At 54.0% G+C, this 16,676-nt stretch carries 13 protein-coding genes; 4 read left to right on the top strand and 9 right to left on the bottom strand.

Translation table 11 applies throughout. The annotated features are described in order from the left end of the window. The 9 genes from D5085_04865 to D5085_04825 form a co-directional block, all read right to left on the bottom strand. Complete coding sequence (locus D5085_04865; protein ID QEP42523.1) at window positions 1-1,167, bottom strand: ADP-forming succinate--CoA ligase subunit beta; 1,167 nt, start codon at window positions 1,165-1,167, stop codon at window positions 1-3. A 125-nt stretch (window positions 1,168-1,292) separates the two neighbouring features. Next, window positions 1,293-1,883: a hypothetical protein gene (locus D5085_04860; protein QEP42522.1), complete on the bottom strand. Its 591-nt coding sequence runs from the start codon at window positions 1,881-1,883 to the stop codon at window positions 1,293-1,295. 76 nt (window positions 1,884-1,959) lie between these two features. Further along, window positions 1,960-2,493: a hypothetical protein gene (locus tag D5085_04855; GenBank protein QEP42521.1), complete on the bottom strand. Its 534-nt coding sequence runs from the start codon at window positions 2,491-2,493 to the stop codon at window positions 1,960-1,962. Next, window positions 2,490-6,704, bottom strand: a complete 4,215-nt coding sequence (locus D5085_04850; GenBank protein ID QEP42520.1) for a response regulator — start codon at window positions 6,702-6,704, stop codon at window positions 2,490-2,492. The genes D5085_04855 and D5085_04850 overlap by 4 nt, the downstream gene beginning before the upstream one ends. Before the next feature lie 15 nt (window positions 6,705-6,719). Continuing rightward, complete coding sequence (locus D5085_04845; protein QEP42519.1) at window positions 6,720-11,234, bottom strand: EAL domain-containing protein; 4,515 nt, start codon at window positions 11,232-11,234, stop codon at window positions 6,720-6,722. 18 nt (window positions 11,235-11,252) lie between these two features. Continuing rightward, on the bottom strand, window positions 11,253-12,032 hold the full coding sequence (locus D5085_04840) for a DUF3050 domain-containing protein (protein ID QEP42518.1): 780 nt from the start codon (window positions 12,030-12,032) through the stop codon (window positions 11,253-11,255). Further along, window positions 12,029-12,892, bottom strand: a complete 864-nt coding sequence (locus D5085_04835; GenBank protein ID QEP42517.1) for a deoxyribonuclease IV — start codon at window positions 12,890-12,892, stop codon at window positions 12,029-12,031. The genes D5085_04840 and D5085_04835 overlap by 4 nt, the downstream gene beginning before the upstream one ends. A 12-nt stretch (window positions 12,893-12,904) precedes the next feature. Continuing rightward, a complete protein-coding gene (locus D5085_04830; GenBank protein QEP42516.1) occupies window positions 12,905-13,258 on the bottom strand; it encodes an NGG1p interacting factor NIF3 in 354 nt (117 codons plus the stop codon). Beyond that, complete coding sequence (locus tag D5085_04825; GenBank protein QEP42515.1) at window positions 13,251-13,625, bottom strand: DUF3301 domain-containing protein; 375 nt, start codon at window positions 13,623-13,625, stop codon at window positions 13,251-13,253. The genes D5085_04830 and D5085_04825 overlap by 8 nt, the downstream gene beginning before the upstream one ends. Window positions 13,626-13,725: 100 nt before the next feature. On the opposite strand from D5085_04825, the gene D5085_04820 reads away from it, so the two are divergent. From D5085_04820 to D5085_04805, 4 genes are read left to right on the top strand one after another with little or no spacing between them, the layout of a single operon-like run. Further along, window positions 13,726-14,610 (top strand): ABC transporter substrate-binding protein, encoded by an 885-nt coding sequence (locus D5085_04820; protein QEP42514.1) that lies wholly within the window; start codon window positions 13,726-13,728, stop codon window positions 14,608-14,610. Between the two features lie 2 nt (window positions 14,611-14,612). Beyond that, the gene (locus tag D5085_04815; GenBank protein QEP42513.1) at window positions 14,613-15,362 is read left to right on the top strand and encodes a metal ABC transporter ATP-binding protein; all 750 of its coding nucleotides are present in this window, start codon (window positions 14,613-14,615) and stop codon (window positions 15,360-15,362) included. Window positions 15,363-15,383: 21 nt separating this feature from the next. Beyond that, window positions 15,384-16,214, top strand: coding sequence for a metal ABC transporter permease (locus D5085_04810; protein QEP42512.1), 831 nt, complete (start codon window positions 15,384-15,386; stop codon window positions 16,212-16,214). Then, on the top strand, window positions 16,196-16,675 hold the full coding sequence (locus tag D5085_04805; GenBank protein ID QEP42511.1) for a transcriptional repressor: 480 nt from the start codon (window positions 16,196-16,198) through the stop codon (window positions 16,673-16,675). The genes D5085_04810 and D5085_04805 overlap by 19 nt, the downstream gene beginning before the upstream one ends. Window position 16,676 lies beyond the last annotated feature (1 nt).

The following is a 16,676-nucleotide window of genomic DNA, read 5'->3' as shown; positions in this document are numbered from 1 at the left end:
TTAGGCTCCTTGTGCAGCGGCGACCACAGCGGCTGCCGCCTGCTCTAGATCGTTCTCTGCGGTAATATTGAGTCCGCTTTGGGCGAGCAGTTCACGGCCTTGCGCCATATTGGTCCCTTCGAGTCGTACCACTAGCGGCACCTTAGGTTTAACCTCTTTAAAGGCTTGAATGATCCCCTCGGCAATGAGATCGCAGCGGACGATGCCGCCGAAGATATTGACTAAAATCGCCTTCACCTGACTATCGGAGAGGATAAGTTTAAACGCTGCGGCGACCCGCTCGGCTGTGGTGGTGCCGCCGACATCAAGAAAGTTGGCCGGTGTCGCACCGTGCAGCTTGATTAGATCCATCGTCGCCATCGCCAGACCGGCACCGTTGACCATGCAGCCGATGGTACCGTCTAGGCTGACATAGTTCAGACCGTGCTGGGCAGCGCTATACTCCCGCTCGTCCTCTTGACTAGCATCACGCCAGCTAGCTAGCTCTTTTTGGCGATAGAGGGCGTTGTCATCCAGATTGATCTTTGCATCGAGTGCTAGTAGCTGGCCGCTATCGGTCACGATGAGCGGATTAATCTCCACTAGCGAGGCGTCACACTCGGTAAAGAGGCGATAGAGCCCCGACATTAGCTGACCGAGCTCCCGAATCTGAGTGCCCTCTAATGTCAGGAAGAAGGCTGCCTGACGAGTCTGGTAGGGTTGGAGTCCGGTGAGCGGGTCGATGGCGATGGTCAATAGCTGCTCTGGGGTCTCTGTCGCAACCTGTTCGATCGCCATGCCACCGGCTGCTGAGACGATAAAGACAATTTTTTGACAGCTACGATCAACCACCATACTCAAATAGAGCTCTCTGGCAATCGGGCTCACCGGCTCTATCAGTAGCTGATTGACTATCTGGCCACGGCTATCGCTCTGGTGGGTGACCAGACGAGAGCCGAGCAGGGTGTTAACCGCCGCTGCGAGTTCAGCGCTGGAGTTGACCTTTTTAACTCCGCCCGCCTGACCACGACCACCGGCGTGTATCTGTGCTTTCACCACCCAGTGTGATAAGTGACTGTGCTGGGCGAACTGTTCGGCTTCGGCCACGGTGGAGACCACCTGGCCTTTAGGGACGGGAATGCCAAAACGGCTAAAAAGCTGTTTGGCCTGATACTCATGCAGATTCATCGACCTCTCCGGCTATTCAGGAAGGGTGCTATTGTGGCTGAAAAGGGGGAGTGCGGCAAGTGTCTGCAACCTCATTGCTCCCACTGTCAATAGCGTGCAATCTTGTCATCAATACTGTCGCGATCTTAATAGTTTACAATCTCCTCCCGATAGAGCGTTCCGGGCTCAAACAGCAGCAGAGAGTAGCGTTTGCGGCGGGTGAAGCGCTTGCCGGCAAAGTGATTATCATTCGCTTTAATCTCATGGCTCCAGTGGTATCGCGCCTCATCCTGCATCACATACATCGATTTTGCCGGAATAAACACCTGTTCGTGGCGGTGAGGGGGCTGATTTTGGTAAAAGTGGATCACGCAAGGAGAGTTAAAGCTGAAGACGACCACGGTATCTCCGCTTAACTGCCAGCTATCGACATGGCGCGGAATGTAGCCCTTCTTCTCATAACCGACTAGCGTGCAGCCTAGTTTTAGCGGCTTATCGGCCTGTTTGTTGCGAAACACGCCGCCACAGAGGCGCATTTGGTGAAAGAGTCGCTGTAGCAGGGGATAGAATACGGCATCAAAGGCGCGGTCATCGGCAAAGGAGAAGCCATCGTAGTGCCCCTGATTAAGTTCATAAAAGGCGGCATTAAGCTGGGCGACAAAGGCATCGTGATGCTCATCGGGGATCACATTTTCATAAAAGGAGAGTCCGGGAACCGGTGTTGGTATCTGAATCATACGACCTCAAGGTTGAGTTACAACAGCTACTGGGGCTCACACTATCATAAAAAGGCGGCGTGCGGCAATTGACACTTTATTCACAGGCGTGATTCAAACGGTGGCACTTAGGACAGATAGTGTAGTGAACGGTTATCGGCTGTGTTGGATCGGGGGCAGGCAGGAGCTGTTGTGGATCGAGCCAATCGAGATCGGGCGGGCGGTTCAGGCGGTTGCAGTGGCTGCAGCGGTTAATTTTGGGAAGGGGGGTGGGGCTCTGAACGGTGGCGAAGTGGAACGGTAGCGGAAAGGGGGTCTCCTGTAGTAGGCGATGCTCTAGCGCTACTTCGCCACTGGTGGCCGGTATTAGAGTCATCTGCATTAATCGGCGTCTGTCGGGAGAGTCGCAGCGATATTGCCGTGTGAGTGGTAGCTGGCGCAGGCGCACCGACTGTAGCATGGTGCGGACGAACATTTGGGTGGTGTCGCCCTGAATAAATCGCTCTAGCGGCAGACCGATGATGCGTTGGCGACAGAGCTGCCCGGCGGCATTCTCTAGCGCAAAGCGATCCCAATTGGCGTTGACATCGATAATGGTATTTTGGGGATTGAGACGATAGCAGACATTCATGAGGAGTCCGATCCGGGGGGGTTGGTGGGAGTTAACTGCTCTGTTAGTGCTTCGAACAGCGTTTCGGCTTGGTAGGGCTTGTAGAGTAGCGCCGCCATGCCGGCGTTTTGTGCCGCCTCAGGGGTGAAGCGATCGATATGGGCGGTGATGCCGATAACCGGCAAAGAGGTATAGTTCTCTAGTTGGTGCAGGGCGCGACACAGCTCTAGGCCATTGAGCGGTGTCATCGCCACACCGGTGATGAGCGCTCGGTAGGGGTGTTGGGTTATCTGCGTTAGCGCTTCGTTGCCGGAGCGGGCGCTATCGTAGCAGAGGCCGCACTCATCCATTAATAGCTGTATCATCTCTAAGCTCGCGGCGTCATCCTCGACTAGCAGTAGCCGCTCCCCTTGTAGTTGGCGTTGGAGCTGTTGGCAGAGGGTGGTCAACTTAGGCGAGTTACGCTGCTGTTGTGAGGGGTGCGTTTTGATCTGATAGGGGAGCTCAATACGGAAGCAGCTCCCCTGTTTTGGCTCAGATCGGAACGAAAATTTGCCCTGCATCAACTCGGTCAGCCGCCGTACAATCGCTAGCCCAAGACCGATACCGCCATAGTTGCGCGACATACCGTGGTCGCTTTGGGTAAAAGCTTCAAAAATATGCTGTTGCTGTTCTGGATTCATACCGATACCGCTATCTTCGACCTCAAAAGCGATGATCGGTTTTAGCTCATCTTGTTCTGCTAGTCGTGTGGCGCGGACAGTAATGGTACCGGTGGGGGTAAATTTGAGCGCATTTTTGAGAAGTTGATGCAAAATCTGCTCGGTACGCATAACATCACCGCAGAGTTTAACCGGTAGGGCGGTGTCGAACTCAAATTGTAACGCTAGCCCCCGTGCGGTGGCTTCGGCATTAAACTGGAGCTGTAGGGCTTCGACTAATTGGTGCGGTAGAAAGGTCTGTGGCTGGAGGGTAATCTGCTCTGACTCTAATTGGGTGTAGTCGAGAATATCCTCAATGACTGAGAGTAAGCGGTTAGAGGCGCTATTGATGTTGCTAATATATTTTAGCTGCTCTGGTAGCTGGCACTTGCGCTGTAGCAGTGAAGCCATGCCGACTAAAATATTGAGCGGAGTGCGAATTTCGTGACTAATGGTGGCTAGAAAGGCACCTTTGGCGCGGTTGGCCGATTCGGCTAGCTCTCTGGCGGTCACTAGCTCTAAGGTTCGTTCATCGATAAGCTGCTGTAGGTGGTCACGATGGAGTCTTAGCTCGCGTTCAATTCGAATCCGTTGGCTAATATCGAGAATCTGTATCCCAATGCTAGTAATAATATCGTGTTCATCCATGAGCGGATAACGGACGACCAGTAGCTGTAGTTTACGATCGCCGACTAGGGTAATCTCCTCCTCGCTCTGAATTGCATTGCGGTGTCGTAGTACTGCAATCTCCGCCTCATGCCACTTTTGCGCTAGTTCGGCACTAAAGAGTTGAGGATCGGTCTTGCCGGTAGCGCTATCGCCCTCGAAGCCAAATAGCTGCTCAAAGCTTGGGTTAATTAGCTCATAGCGACCACTCGTATCTTTGATAGCCATCGCGAGGGTGGAGTATTGCATCGCCTTAGAGAGCTTCTGCTGCATCTCCCGATTCAACTTTTCGGCATCGAAGAGGCGGGTATTGTCGAATAGAGTGATAATCGCCCCGCTAGCTCTATTATCGTGATCAAAAATGGGGTTGATATGGATGAGATAGTGGCTCTTACCGCTACTAGCCTGAGCCATTACCGCTTGCTGATTCTGTTGTACCTGCTCTAGCTGGATTCCAAAGCGGGGGGTATCGTCCGGTAGCGGTAGGCTCTGCCAGCGGTGGCCACGGCTAGCGAGAGTGAGGTTAAATAGCTGCGCTGCGGCGCTATTGAATCGTACCAGTTGCGAGCGGTTATCGAGCACCAGTAGCGGATAGCTGATGCTGTTGAGTAGGGCGTTAATTTCGCTGTAGGCCTGTTCGAGCGAGACCGATTTGGCCTGTAGCTCCTCATTAACCGTATAGAGCTCCTCATTGGTCGATTGCAGCTCCTCATTGGCCGCCTCTAGCTCCTCGTTAGTTGACTGTAGCTCTTCGTTGGCGGCCTGCATCTCCTCATTGAGTGCGAGCATCTCCTCGTTAGAGGTATCCATCTCCTCGATAAGCGTCTGTAGGTGGAGACGAGTCGCCTGTAGCTCCTCCTCCCGCTCCCCCTCCTCATCGCTAGGGCGAGTTAGAGAGGGGGGGGCGGCGTTGGCGTCAGCGATACGGTGAAAGGCGACAAAGAGCAGCGGTTCGGCCTCATTATCGGGGATGGGGTGGACTGAGAGGAGTAGAGTCATCGTGGTGTCATGCTCCTCATCGGGGATCTGTTGTCGGTTACCCCACACCGCGCTCCCCTCAGTGACAGCCTTGCGCACTAGTGCTTGCAGTTCAATACGCAGTTGACGGTGGATGAGCACCGCTAGATCGGCGACCGGACGCCCCTCCGGCAGGTGGATAAAGGGGGTAACTTGGCCGCTCATCTGCTTGATTTTCATCTGTGTAGTGATGACGATCCCGGGGGGGCCGAAAGTTTTGGCGATAAAATTTTGCAGCGTCTGAGGTACGGTGGCTAGAGGGGAGGGGGAACGAGTTTCGTGGTGAGGATGGGGCGTTGTGACCGGAGGGTGGCTCTTATGGTTGGAGTGGAGCGGTGAAAAACGCATCGGCGGGCGCTGATCGGCTATTTTTAGAAACAGGCGGTGCTCCTTATCGGCCACCGTAAAGAGCTCCTCTTGCTGTAACACACTTTCGGAGCGGCCTAAAAAGAGCATCCCGCCATTGCGAAGAGCGAAGTGGAAGGTGGCTAAAATTCGAGCCTGTAGCTCGTTTTGAAAATAGATGAGCACATTGCGGCAGCTAATCAGATCAAGATGGAGAAAGGGGGGATCGAGTACCAGATCTTGGCGAGCAAAGATCACCATCTCCCGAATCCGTTTATTGACCTCATAGTGGTCACCGTGGCGGTTAAAGTAGCGGGTGAGCAGCTCTGGGGGGAGATTATTGAGGCAGCTACCGCTGTAGAGACCGCGCCGAGCGCGCGCCATCGCCTCCATATCGATATCGGTGGAGAATATCTGCACCTCGCCGTAGAAGCGATCTCGCATCGCTTCGGCTAGTAAAATAGCAAGGGTATAGGACTCCTCGCCGGTGGCGCAGCCGGGAACCCAGATACGAATAGAGTCGCCATCATTTTTCTGTTCGATCAGCTGCTGTAGCTGCTTTGAGAGTAGCGCAAAGGCGGGTGGATCGCGAAAAAAGGCGGTCACCGAGATCAAAATATCTTTGCAAAGGGCGGTAAACTCCTCCTGATGGTTCTCGCAGTATTCGATATACTCCTCCAGCGTATGGTGACGGGTTGCGTCCATGCGACGGGTAATCCGACGCCATAGGGTGGCCTCTTTATAGCCGCTAAAGTCAACTTTGGTGCGCTGACGAACCCGAACTAGCAGCTTTTTTAAAGTTTCGGCACGGTCGGGTATTTTCGGCTGTAGCAGGTGGCGCTCTTTGCGTTGATAGAAGAGGTTGGCTAGCTCTTGGCCGATCTGCTCTGGGGGTAGGATCCAGTCAACACTACCGGTATCGATGGCCGCTTGCGGCATACCGATATATTTAGCGCTCTCTGGCAGTTGGGTAAAGGTGTAGCCGCCGGCGGCCTTAATATCGTGAATGCCGGCCGCACCATCACTGCCGGTGCCGGAGAGGATAATCCCGATGGCTCGCTCCTCTAATTCGGTAGCGATAGAGGTGAAGAAGGTGTTAATTGAGGGTTTAGGGCCTATCTCATTGCCGCTGCTGGTGAGCTGAAATCGATGGCGGTGGTAGCTAATATTACGGTTGGCGGGGGTAATATAGACCGTATTGGCCTTGGGGCGTTGACCATGGGACGCCTCTAGCACCGGTAGCTCGATCTCTCGTCCGAGTAGCTGTACTAACATACTACGATAGTGGGGCGAGAGGTGTTGCACCACGACATAGCTAAAGCCTAAATCGAGTGGTAGCTGATGAAAGAGTCGGGTGAGCGCCTCTAGTCCGCCAGCAGAGGAGCCGATGCCGACGAGCAGGGTAAACAGAGGGGGGGAAGCGCCATCTGTCTCGCTCTTAGGATCGGTCTCACTCTGAGATTCGGGAGGAAGGGTAGGTGGCGTGTCGGTGACTTTGGACATAGGGGGCTCGGTGGGTTAGCTAGGACGAAACCAAGAGGTAGTCTCTGCGGGTGGGAGCGGTTTGGCAAACAGATAGCCCTGTACCCGCTCACAGTCTAACTGTCGTAGTCGTTGCAGCTGGATTTCGGTTTCGACCCCTTCGGCCACTACCTCCATTCCTAACGCATGGGCCATAGCGATCATGGCACTGCAGATGACATCATCGTCACTACCTAAAAGACCAATACCGTTAATAAAACTGCGATCAATTTTCAACTCGTTAAACGGAAACTTTTTCAGATAGATGAGTGACGAGTAGCCCATCCCAAAGTCATCGACCGCTAACTGAAACTGCTGCTGTCGTAGTTGACTAAAGGTATTACGAGCCTTTTCGGCGTGCTCAACCAAGGTGCCTTCGGTAATCTCCAGCGTGAGTTGGGAGGGGGGGATACGGTAGCGACGCAAAATCTGGACTAGCTCCTCGCTCAAATTCTCCTGCCGTAGGTGGCGGGCAGAGATATTAACCGAGACAGGGGGAACGGCATGTCCCTCATGCTGCCACTGGTTGATCTGCTGACAGACTCGGTTAACGACCCAGATATCGATCTCCTCAATCAGACCGATATCTTCGGCAATGCCGATAAATAGCGCCGGTGAGACTATCTCGTTATCGGGGCGTTGCCAGCGAATGAGTGCCTCTAGGCCGACGGTCTGGTTAGTCGCTAGCGCTATCTGCGGCTGATAGAGCAGAGTGAACTGATCCTCTTTTAAGGCACGGTGGAGCTCTGTCTCCATCTTTTTTAGATTAAACTGCACTTGATTGAACTCACTAGAGAAGAGAGCGTAGTTATTGCGCCCCTCTTTTTTGACTCGATACATGGCGGTGTCGGCATACTCCATCAGGACTGCAGCCTCTTTGGCGTCATCAGGATAGAGGCTGATACCGATACTGAGTGACTGAAACAGCTCATGCCCCTCAATCACCAGCGGCTGCTGCATCGACCGTAACATTTTGGTGGCGATTAGGTGGGCATCGCTAATATCGCTATCCTCTAAGAGCAGAATAAACTCATCACCGCCAACGCGGGCGAGAGTGTCGCTGCTGCGCAGGTGGCTACTCAGCCGAGCTGCGGTTTGGATTAACATCTGATCACCGACGGCGTGGCCAAAGTTATCATTAACACTCTTAAAGTGATCTAAATCGATAAAGCAGAGCGCACAGCGACGCCCCTCTCTCGCCGCGATTTGAAGGGCGTGGTTCAGGCGATCGAGCAGGAGGGTGCGATTCGGCAGTCCGGTTAGTTCATCGTGGGAGGCGAGGTACTCTAACCGGTTCTGCCCCTCTTTGATGGCAGTAATATCGGTAAAGGTGCCGATGTAGTTGACCACCTCATTATCGCTATTTTTGACCGCATTAATCGTGAGCCACTCTAGGTAGAGTTCGCCATTTTTGCGCCGGTTCCAGATTTCGCCCTGCCACTGTTCGTGGTGAGTGAGCGCTAGATACATCGACTCATAAAAGGCGTGATCATGGCGTCCCGATTTGAGCAGAGCCGTGGTTTGACCGATCGCCTCTTCGCGGCTGTAGCCGGTGACAGTGGTAAAGTTATCATTGACAGTTAAGATACGGTTATCCGCATCAGTGACGACAATACTTTCGGTACTGCGTTCGAATACCTTAGCGACTAGACGCAGATGCTCTTCGGCGTGACGCTTTTCGGTCAGATCGTTAGCCTGAATGCAGAGACCACTGATGATGCCATCGTCATCGAATAGCGGGTAGCGGTGGCACTGTAAAATATAGTGCTTACCGCCGCAGGAGATCTGATCTTCGACCTCTATCAACCGACCTTTCTGCTGTACCTCTAGCTCACGAGAGCGAAATAGATCGGATAGTGCGGGGTTAAATAGCTGTTGATCGCTCTTTTGTAGCATCTGTTCAGGAACAAGATTAAAGAAACGGCAGAAGGCGCGATTGACGAACTGGTAGCGCCCAGCCGTATCTTTTAGAGCAATCATTGCCGGGGAGTTATTCATCATCGCCTGTAGCTGCTGCTCGCTATGCTGCAGATGGTTACGAATCTCAATAAGCTCGGTCTCATCGACAAAGGTGAAGATCGAGCCGAGTAGCTGCTGCTCATCGTCAAAGTAGAGTGAGACCTGAATCAGATAGTGGTGGCGATTGTGGGTTAAGGTGGTGCGGGTGGTATTGCCGTGTGTTAGCGCCTGTTGGAGCAACTTTTCGAGCTCACCGACCGGTAGGGGGGCTGGAATTTCATGCAGGTGGTGCAGGTGGTAGCCATTATGCAGCTCGAAGTGGTAGTTAGCGGCACGATTGAAGCGGATTAGCCGTGTTTGAGCATCAAACACAATCAGGGGCAGCGTCAGACTCTGTTGAATATTCTCTAATTGGTGGTTGAGGCTGGCGAACTGATCGCTTTTGTTCTGTAGCTCATCATTGACGGTCAGAAGCTCCTCATTGGTCGATTGCAGCTCTTCATTGGCGGTCTCTAGCTCCTCATTGGTCGCCTGTAGCTCTTCGTTCGCCGCCTGCACCTCCTCATTGAGCGCCTGCATCTCCTCATTGGAGGTCTCTAACTCCTCAATAGTGCTATAGAGCTGCTCTCGGGTGGTCTGTAACTCACTCTGTAGCTGTTCAAAGTTGATCTCGTTCTGACTCTGGTTACTCTGGCCATCACCTTCACTCTCATCGGCCGATAGCACTGGCGGGCTCTCCTCCTCTATCGGTTCGAAGCCGACAAAGTAGAGCTCCTGATCTCGTTTACCGGGGAGGGGGGTGACCTTAATCCGAAACGGATGGCGAGTGTAGTGGGCGCGACCGCTACTAGGGGCTTGGTTGCGTTTAGCTTGATAGAGTAGTAGCTGCGTCTCTTTCTTGAGCTCTGGATTGAGCAAATGAGCTAGATCGTACTGCAACATACCGCCACTGAGGGTACAGTAGCTGCTGATCTCACCGCTGATATAGAGAATATCGTGCATAGTATTGACGATCATCCCTGGCGGAACATAGAGTTTTTGTAGCTGTCGTTGATAGAGCTCTTCGGTACGCGCCCGTCCGGAGGGGGAGGTTCGTAGCGGGGGCGAGACGGGGCTGTTTTGAAATCTAGGCCGATTCGTCTCTAGTGGAGGGGTATGCAGCCGGCGAAATATCGGCTCCTTTGGGGTCGCCTGTTGGAAGAGATCGACCGGAATTAGCGCCATATTCTCCTGATCGACAGATAGCAGCCCATCGGGTTTAAGAGCGTAGTGGAATAGCTTGAGTAGCTGCTGGCGCAGATCGGGGTGGAGCGGCTGTAACAGGCGGTGGCAGGCGATGAGATCGATGCGTAAAAAGGGGGGATCTTGCATCAGCTCGTGGCGAGCAAAGATAACCATTTTACGAATATCTTTGCCGATTTCGTAGTTACCGCCGCTAGGGAGAAAGTAGCGCTGCTGTAACTTAGGCTGTAGCTGTTGCAGCGCTGTGGTTGGAAAGCACCCCTTGCGGGCTAACTGGAGCGCATTTTCGTTGCTGTGGGTGGCAAATATTTGTAGCGTTGGCAGGGTATGCTCAAAGGTAAGCTCTTGCCATAAAATAGCAATAGAGTAGGCCTCTATCCCAGTCGCGGAGCCCGGAACCCAAATGCGAAACTCCTGCTCTTCGGTAGTACGGCTCTGCCATAGCGACAGTAGCTGTTGTTGCAGGGTAGAGCAGTGGCTAGGGTGGGTAAAGAAGTGGCTGGTCTGTAGCAGCAGTTGCCGTCCAGTCTGCTCTAAGTTATTCGGGGTGGTTTCCGCTGAGCTCTGTTGCAATATCTGCCATAACTGGGGGGGATCAAGCGTATAAAAATCGATCGGGTAGTGGAGCCGCAGCCGCTGTAGCAGTGGACGAAAAGCGGGGGGAGAGGCGACACTCTCCGGGGCTAGCTCTATGAGCGAGTTAATCTGATTGAGTTGATGCAGTTCGGTAGCGATAGCGGATGGGGGGAGGATATAGTCGATATCGCTGCTCTGTATCGCCGATAGCGGCATGCCATTGTATTGGGCACTCTGCGGTAGCTGGACAAAGGTGATGCCGCCGCGCTCTTTAATTTGGCGAATACCGTGGCTACCATCACTGCCGGTACCGGAGAGGATAATACCGCAGCTCATGGCGCCGTACTCCTCGGCGAGTGATTTTAACAGTAGGTTGACCGACGGTTTAGGGTATTCGCCTATCTCCGGCTCCTGTAACTGTAGCCTACCCTCTTGGACGACGATATTGCGATTTTCGGGGGTAATGTAGATAGTATCGGCCTCGGGGAGGGTACCCGATAGCCCCTCTTTAACCTTTAAGGCGCTATTTTTGGACAAAATCGCCACCAGCATACTGCGATAGTCGGGTGAGAGGTGCTGGGCGACGATATAGAAGCTCGATCGCTGCGGTTTTAATGAGGTAATCAGCTCAGTCAGCGCCTCAATGCCCCCAGCCGATGCCCCAATACCGACCGCCATGAGTGGCCTCTGTATCGACTCGGTGCGTTCGGTTGTTGTTGGGAGTGGGGGTGTCATCGGCTGCCTTTATTGAAATTAAGCTAGGTCGTCGGTATCGATCTTTTGCACAATGCCGTCCCAAAAAGCGCAGCGGGCGGCAACTGCTTGGTGGGCAGCTTGAAGTGCTTGGTGCTGTTTTTGAGCGTCATCACCACACAAAGCATCGAGCAGCTTTAACGACAGCGGGGCGTGAAAATCTTCATCTAAATGGATATGGCGCTCCAGATAGAAGTGGAACAGGGGGGCATCGGCTCTGGCTATCCCCATGTTGTTTAACAAGGCGCGAAACATGGTTGGGATAAGGTGCTCTCGCCCTAAAGCTAGTGCTGCGGCGACTGCGTGGGGTTGGCTACTGCCGATAAAATCGAAGGTCTGGCGGGTAAACTCTCGTGCGGCAACCGGAGTGGTATCGAGCTGTAGTGCCGCCTCAATCCCCTGAGTCTCAACGGTGGTTACAAACTGTAGTGCCGGATGCTTATCGGCACCCACTTCGTCCATGGCGCGGCAGTAGAGCTCAAAGTGGCTTAGATACTCGATATCACCGTTAGGGTGCGGGTACTCATCCGACTCCTCCTCTAGCGTCAGCTCATTGATAAAGCGCCGAATGGCGGTATCGTGGCCGCGCTGCCAAGGCGCTCTGGCCGGAGCAACTAGCGACTGTAGATATTTAATAAGCGACATAAAATCCCACACCGAAAAGATTTGGTGCGACATATAGACGCGCAGCGCAGCTACCGAGTCGATACGCTCATAGAGCGGATGGCCCTGTAGCTGCTGCTGGAACTGTTGAATTAACTCCTGACTAAAATGGCTCATGCAGAGGACTCCTGTGGGTGTGCCGCGAAACCGCGTAACAGCTCAATTTCGGCAGGCCAGAGCGACTCATCGATCGTCTCTAGCACTAAGGGGATCTCATCAAAGCGGCTATCTTGCATAATATAGCGAAAACAGGTAAGACCGATGTTACCCTTGCCGAGACTATGGTGGCGGTCAACTCGGCTTCCAAGATCAGGCTTGCTATCATTTAGGTGCATACCACGCAGGGTATTCAAGCCAACAATGGCATCAAACTCGGCAAAGGTCGCCGCACATGCCTCCACAGTGCGCAGATCATAGCCGGCGGTAAAGGTGTGGCAGGTATCGAGACAGACCCCAACCCGGCTCTTATCCTCGATTTGGTCGATAATCGCGGCAAGGTGCTCAAAACGGTAGCCGAGTGTGGTGCCTTGACCGGCGGTATTCTCGATGACCGCAGTGACCCCCTCGCTACTCCTGAGGGCGAGATTAATCGACTCAGCGACCCGCGCGAGTGACTCCTCTTCACTAATCTTATTTAGATGGGCACCGGGGTGGAAATTGAGTCGATCTAACCCTAGCTGTTGGCAACGAGACATTTCATCGATAAAAGCGTGGCGCGATTTCGCGAGCGCTTCATCTTCAGGGTGGCCTAAATTGATAAGATAGCTATCGTGCGGCAGCACCTGTTCGGGGCGAATAGCGCTCTGTTGCAGGTTCTCTTTAAAGCGAATAATAGTGTCAGCATCAAGAGGTTTCGCGTGCCACTGACGCTGATTCTTAGTAAACAGCGCAAAGGCATTCGCACCGATCTTGGTCGCGTTTAGCGGGGCATTAAAGACGCCACCGGAGGCACTGACATGGGCACCGATATATTTCATGAGGTAGAGCTCCTAGCTTAGATTAGGCGGGATAAACAGAGTGAATGGATGGAGCTGAATCACCTCATAAGCGGGCTGCTCGTAGGGGTGGTGGTGCCACAGCGCGGTTACCGCCTCTTCGAGCACCTCTTCACGGCAGACCATCTCCAGCCGATACTCTGTTTCAACGTGGAGTCGCCCCATCTCACCGCTATGGGGGTGGCTACCGGCGAGGGGGCGATATTGACTCTGGCCGCTCGACTCCCAGCAGCAGCAGTCGTAGTGGCCAAAGGCACCGGCACCGGCCTCAAACAGCGCCGCCTTAACGGAGGCTAACGCCGTTTCAGGTAGAAATATGACCAATTTATAGAGGATTGAACTACCCATGAGGCGATGTGGTTTTAAAGGGACGGTACGGGACAAAGGTTGGCGCTAGGTGAGAGAGACCCTCAGGGAGGGGAGTGGTTAGCTCAAGCAGCTGGTCGCCGTGCAGCACTAGAGAGCCGGCATAACGCTGCTCACCATCAATCGTAAATTCAAACGCAAACTTGCGCCACCACGCCATTCGACCGTGAGAGTTACGACGGGGACGCAGGGTAACCATCGCCACAGTCTGATCGAGAATGGTGAGGCCGCGGCTATCGCAGTGGAGCTTAGCCGCCACTATCGCCTGCTCTTTAGCGCGAATCTGACTAAGCCAGAACCAAATCAGCGTGCCAATCAGGGTAATGAGGAGCCATTCTGTGGAGATCATGAGGGGCAGTATACTCAATTTTTGGTGGTTTGTGACTATTTGTGACTAGTAGCCAGTTATGTTATAAAATAACATTTTTTTGTGCAAGGGAGATTTTAAGATGATGCGTTATGGGGTTTTGTTTCTGTTGCTCTCATTATGGGGCGTCGCTCAGCCCGCACCGATTTCGGTCTTTGTCAGCGTGTTGCCGCTACAGGCGCTCGTGAGTGGCATCGGCGGCGAGCGGGTGGCGGTCGAGAGCCTAGTTCGCCCAGGCCACAGTCCGGCAACTTACGACCCGACCCCGCAGCAGATTGCGGCGCTATCGAAGGCTAAACTCTATCTACGAGTTGGCGTACCGTTCGAAGATAGCTGGATGGAGCGAATTCGCTCTGCTAATGGAGAGATGGAGATTGTCGATCTGCGCCAGGGGTTGCCGCTACGCCGTCTGGAGGCGCACCACCACGACGCTGAACAGAGAGACGAACATGAGCACGAACATGAGGCTGAGGCGCTCGATCCCCACCTCTGGACTTCACCTCAGCTAGTGATGATGATGATCAGCACCATTAGAGATCGACTCACAGCGCTAGAGCCGACGCAAAAGGAGTACTTTGCCGCTAACCATCAGCGGCTTCTATCGCAGCTACAGCAGTTAGATCAGAGCCTCGCTCGCCAATTGGAACCTTATGCCGGACGGCAGTTTTTAGTCTTTCACCCCTCATGGGGTTACTTTGCCGATCGCTATCGGCTACAGCAGGTGGCGATTGAGCACCAGGGTAAACAGCCCGGGGCTAGGGCGGTGACTCAGCTAATTGAACAGGCGCGGCAGGAGGGGATTAAGGTGGTCTTTGTGCAGCCGCAGTTTGACCAGCGTCAAGCGGCACAAATTGCCGCAGCGATTGGGGGGGAGGTGATTGCGGTCGATCCACTCGCCGAGGAGTACTTTGTCAATCTCCATCGGGTCGGTGAGCAGTTTGTTCGCGCCTTTAGCTCGGCTAATTAGCGATGACGATGGAGGTCATTACCCTGTCGCAGGTCAGTTTCACCTATGAGCGGGTGCCGGTACTCCAGCGGGTCGATTTAAGCGTGAGCGCCGGCGAGTTTCTAGCGATCGTCGGCCCAAATGCCGGTGGCAAGAGCACGCTGCTAAAACTGATTTTAGGGCTATTAAAGCCGCAGCAGGGGAGGGTCACGGTGTTGGGGCGGCGACCGGTGCAAGCGCGGCGTCACATGGGTTATGTGCCGCAATATCCTGCCTTTGCCCGCGATTTTCCGATTAGTGTAGAGCAGGTGGTGGCACTAGGCTGCATCGGGCGTGATGACGAGGGGCGCTGGCCGTGGCGGCGCTACCGAGCACGCCACCTACGACAGCAGAGCGTTGCTGCGGCGTTAGCCGAGGTCGAGGCGGAGAGTATCGCTAAACGCCAAATTGGTAACCTCTCTGGTGGCCAGCTACAACGGGTACTCTTAGCCCGAGCGCTGGTGAGTCGCCCACAGCTACTGCTGCTCGATGAGCCGACGGCTAATATCGACCAGCGGCTGGAGGGGGAGATTTTTGAGCTACTGCGCCAGCTCAATCAGCGCATGACAATTGTGGTGGTCTCGCACGATATCGCCTTTATCTCTCGCTATGTTAACCGAGTTGCCTGTATTAATCAGACCCTTGTCTGCCATCCTACCGATGCGATTAGCGGCGAGATAGTCCAGGATCTCTATGGCGAGTCGGTCCGCATGATCCATCATCATCAACATTAGCCTAAGTGGTCGTATCGTTTAATGGAATTTTTTATAGCACTCGGCAGTTACCCCTTTTTGCAACATGCGTTACTCGCTGCTCTGCTAGCTAGCCTCGGCTGTGGGGTGGTGGGAACCTATGTGGTGGTGAAGCGGATCGCCTTTATCGCTGGGGGGATTGCCCACTCGGTACTCGGTGGCATGGGGGCGGCGGTCTATTACGGTTTTGAGCCGCTGCACGGGGCGCTGATTGCCGCTGTGGTGGCGGCGCTGCTCATTGGTTGGGTGCGGCTACAGTGGCGGGCGCAGGAGGATACCCTCATCGGTGCGTTGTGGGCGGTGGGAATGGCTATCGGAATTCTGTTTCTCTCCCAATCTCCTGGCTATCAGAGCGATTTAACTAGCTATCTATTTGGCAATATTCTGCTGGTGCCGAGGGAGAGCCTTTGGTTTATGGCCGGGCTAGATCTGATCTTACTGCTAGTGGTGGGGCTATTTCAGCGCCAATTTTTGGCGGTAGTCTTCGATGAGGAGTTTGCCCGTCTGCGCGGTATTTCGGTCGCCTTTTTCTATCTGTTGCTACTGATTTTGGTGGCGGTGACCGTGGTGCTGCTGATTCAGGTGGTGGGGCTGATTCTGGTTTTAGCGTTATTGACGCTACCGGCGGCGGTGGCGGGCCACTATCTCCACTCGTTAGGTCGAATGATGGTGGTGGCGACTCTGCTTGGAGCGGGATTAAGTGTTTCGGGGTTGGCACTCTCCTATCAATACGATCTTCCGGCTGGAGCGACGATTATTCTGCTCGCTGGGTTGCTCTATATTATTTCAGCCGCATCAAAGCAGTTTTATCGTCAATGGCGTATGGGAGCCTAGTTGTGCAAGCGCGGCAGTTAGAGCGAGTTTTAGAGCGTGCCGAAAAGATATGCGAGCAGCGTGGGGTTAAGCTGACTGGGCAACGAAAAATGGTGTTACGGCTGTTGTGTGGTGCTGAACGCCCTTTAAGTGCCTATGAGCTGTTGGAACAGTTGAGGGGTCGGCTCAAAAAGCCGGCTCCGCCTACGGTCTATCGGGCGCTCGATTTTCTGCAGCAGCAGGGGTTGATTCATAAGCTAGAGAGCCAGCACACCTATGTCGGTTGTCGCTACCCAGAACAGCCGCACGCGAGCCAGTTTTTAATCTGTAGTCGCTGCGGTGAGGTAGATGAGGTGGAGAGTACGGCGATCAACCAGTCGCTACAGCAGGCGACCGAGGCGGCGGGGTTTAGTACCGAGCGCCCCGTGGTGGAACTAGTAGGGCTCTGTGCCGGCTGTAACGGCACAGAGCGAGAGCGGTAAA

The sequence above is a fragment of the Ectothiorhodospiraceae bacterium BW-2 genome (assembly GCA_008375315.1).
GTDB lineage: Bacteria > Pseudomonadota > Gammaproteobacteria > Thiohalomonadales > Thiohalomonadaceae > BW-2.
This window is presented reverse-complemented; position numbering and strand designations above follow the sequence as displayed.

What these genes read in the sequence shown, in the direction of transcription:
- D5085_04820 (QEP42514.1), top strand. Translation starts at nt 13,726, where the DNA reads ATGATGCGTTATGGGGTTTTGTTTCTGTTGCTCTCATTATGGGGCGTC.
- D5085_04805 (QEP42511.1), top strand. Translation starts at nt 16,196, where the DNA reads ATGGCGTATGGGAGCCTAGTTGTGCAAGCGCGGCAGTTAGAGCGAGTT.
- D5085_04810 (QEP42512.1), top strand. Translation starts at nt 15,384, where the DNA reads ATGGAATTTTTTATAGCACTCGGCAGTTACCCCTTTTTGCAACATGCG.
- D5085_04815 (QEP42513.1), top strand. Translation starts at nt 14,613, where the DNA reads ATGACGATGGAGGTCATTACCCTGTCGCAGGTCAGTTTCACCTATGAG.
- D5085_04855 (QEP42521.1), bottom strand. Translation starts at nt 2,493, where the DNA reads ATGAATGTCTGCTATCGTCTCAATCCCCAAAATACCATTATCGATGTC.
- D5085_04865 (QEP42523.1), bottom strand. Translation starts at nt 1,167, where the DNA reads ATGAATCTGCATGAGTATCAGGCCAAACAGCTTTTTAGCCGTTTTGGC.
- D5085_04845 (QEP42519.1), bottom strand. Translation starts at nt 11,234, where the DNA reads ATGACACCCCCACTCCCAACAACAACCGAACGCACCGAGTCGATACAG.
- D5085_04830 (QEP42516.1), bottom strand. Translation starts at nt 13,258, where the DNA reads ATGGGTAGTTCAATCCTCTATAAATTGGTCATATTTCTACCTGAAACG.
- D5085_04840 (QEP42518.1), bottom strand. Translation starts at nt 12,032, where the DNA reads ATGAGCCATTTTAGTCAGGAGTTAATTCAACAGTTCCAGCAGCAGCTA.
- D5085_04835 (QEP42517.1), bottom strand. Translation starts at nt 12,892, where the DNA reads ATGAAATATATCGGTGCCCATGTCAGTGCCTCCGGTGGCGTCTTTAAT.
- D5085_04860 (QEP42522.1), bottom strand. Translation starts at nt 1,883, where the DNA reads ATGATTCAGATACCAACACCGGTTCCCGGACTCTCCTTTTATGAAAAT.
- D5085_04850 (QEP42520.1), bottom strand. Translation starts at nt 6,704, where the DNA reads ATGTCCAAAGTCACCGACACGCCACCTACCCTTCCTCCCGAATCTCAG.
- D5085_04825 (QEP42515.1), bottom strand. Translation starts at nt 13,625, where the DNA reads ATGATCTCCACAGAATGGCTCCTCATTACCCTGATTGGCACGCTGATT.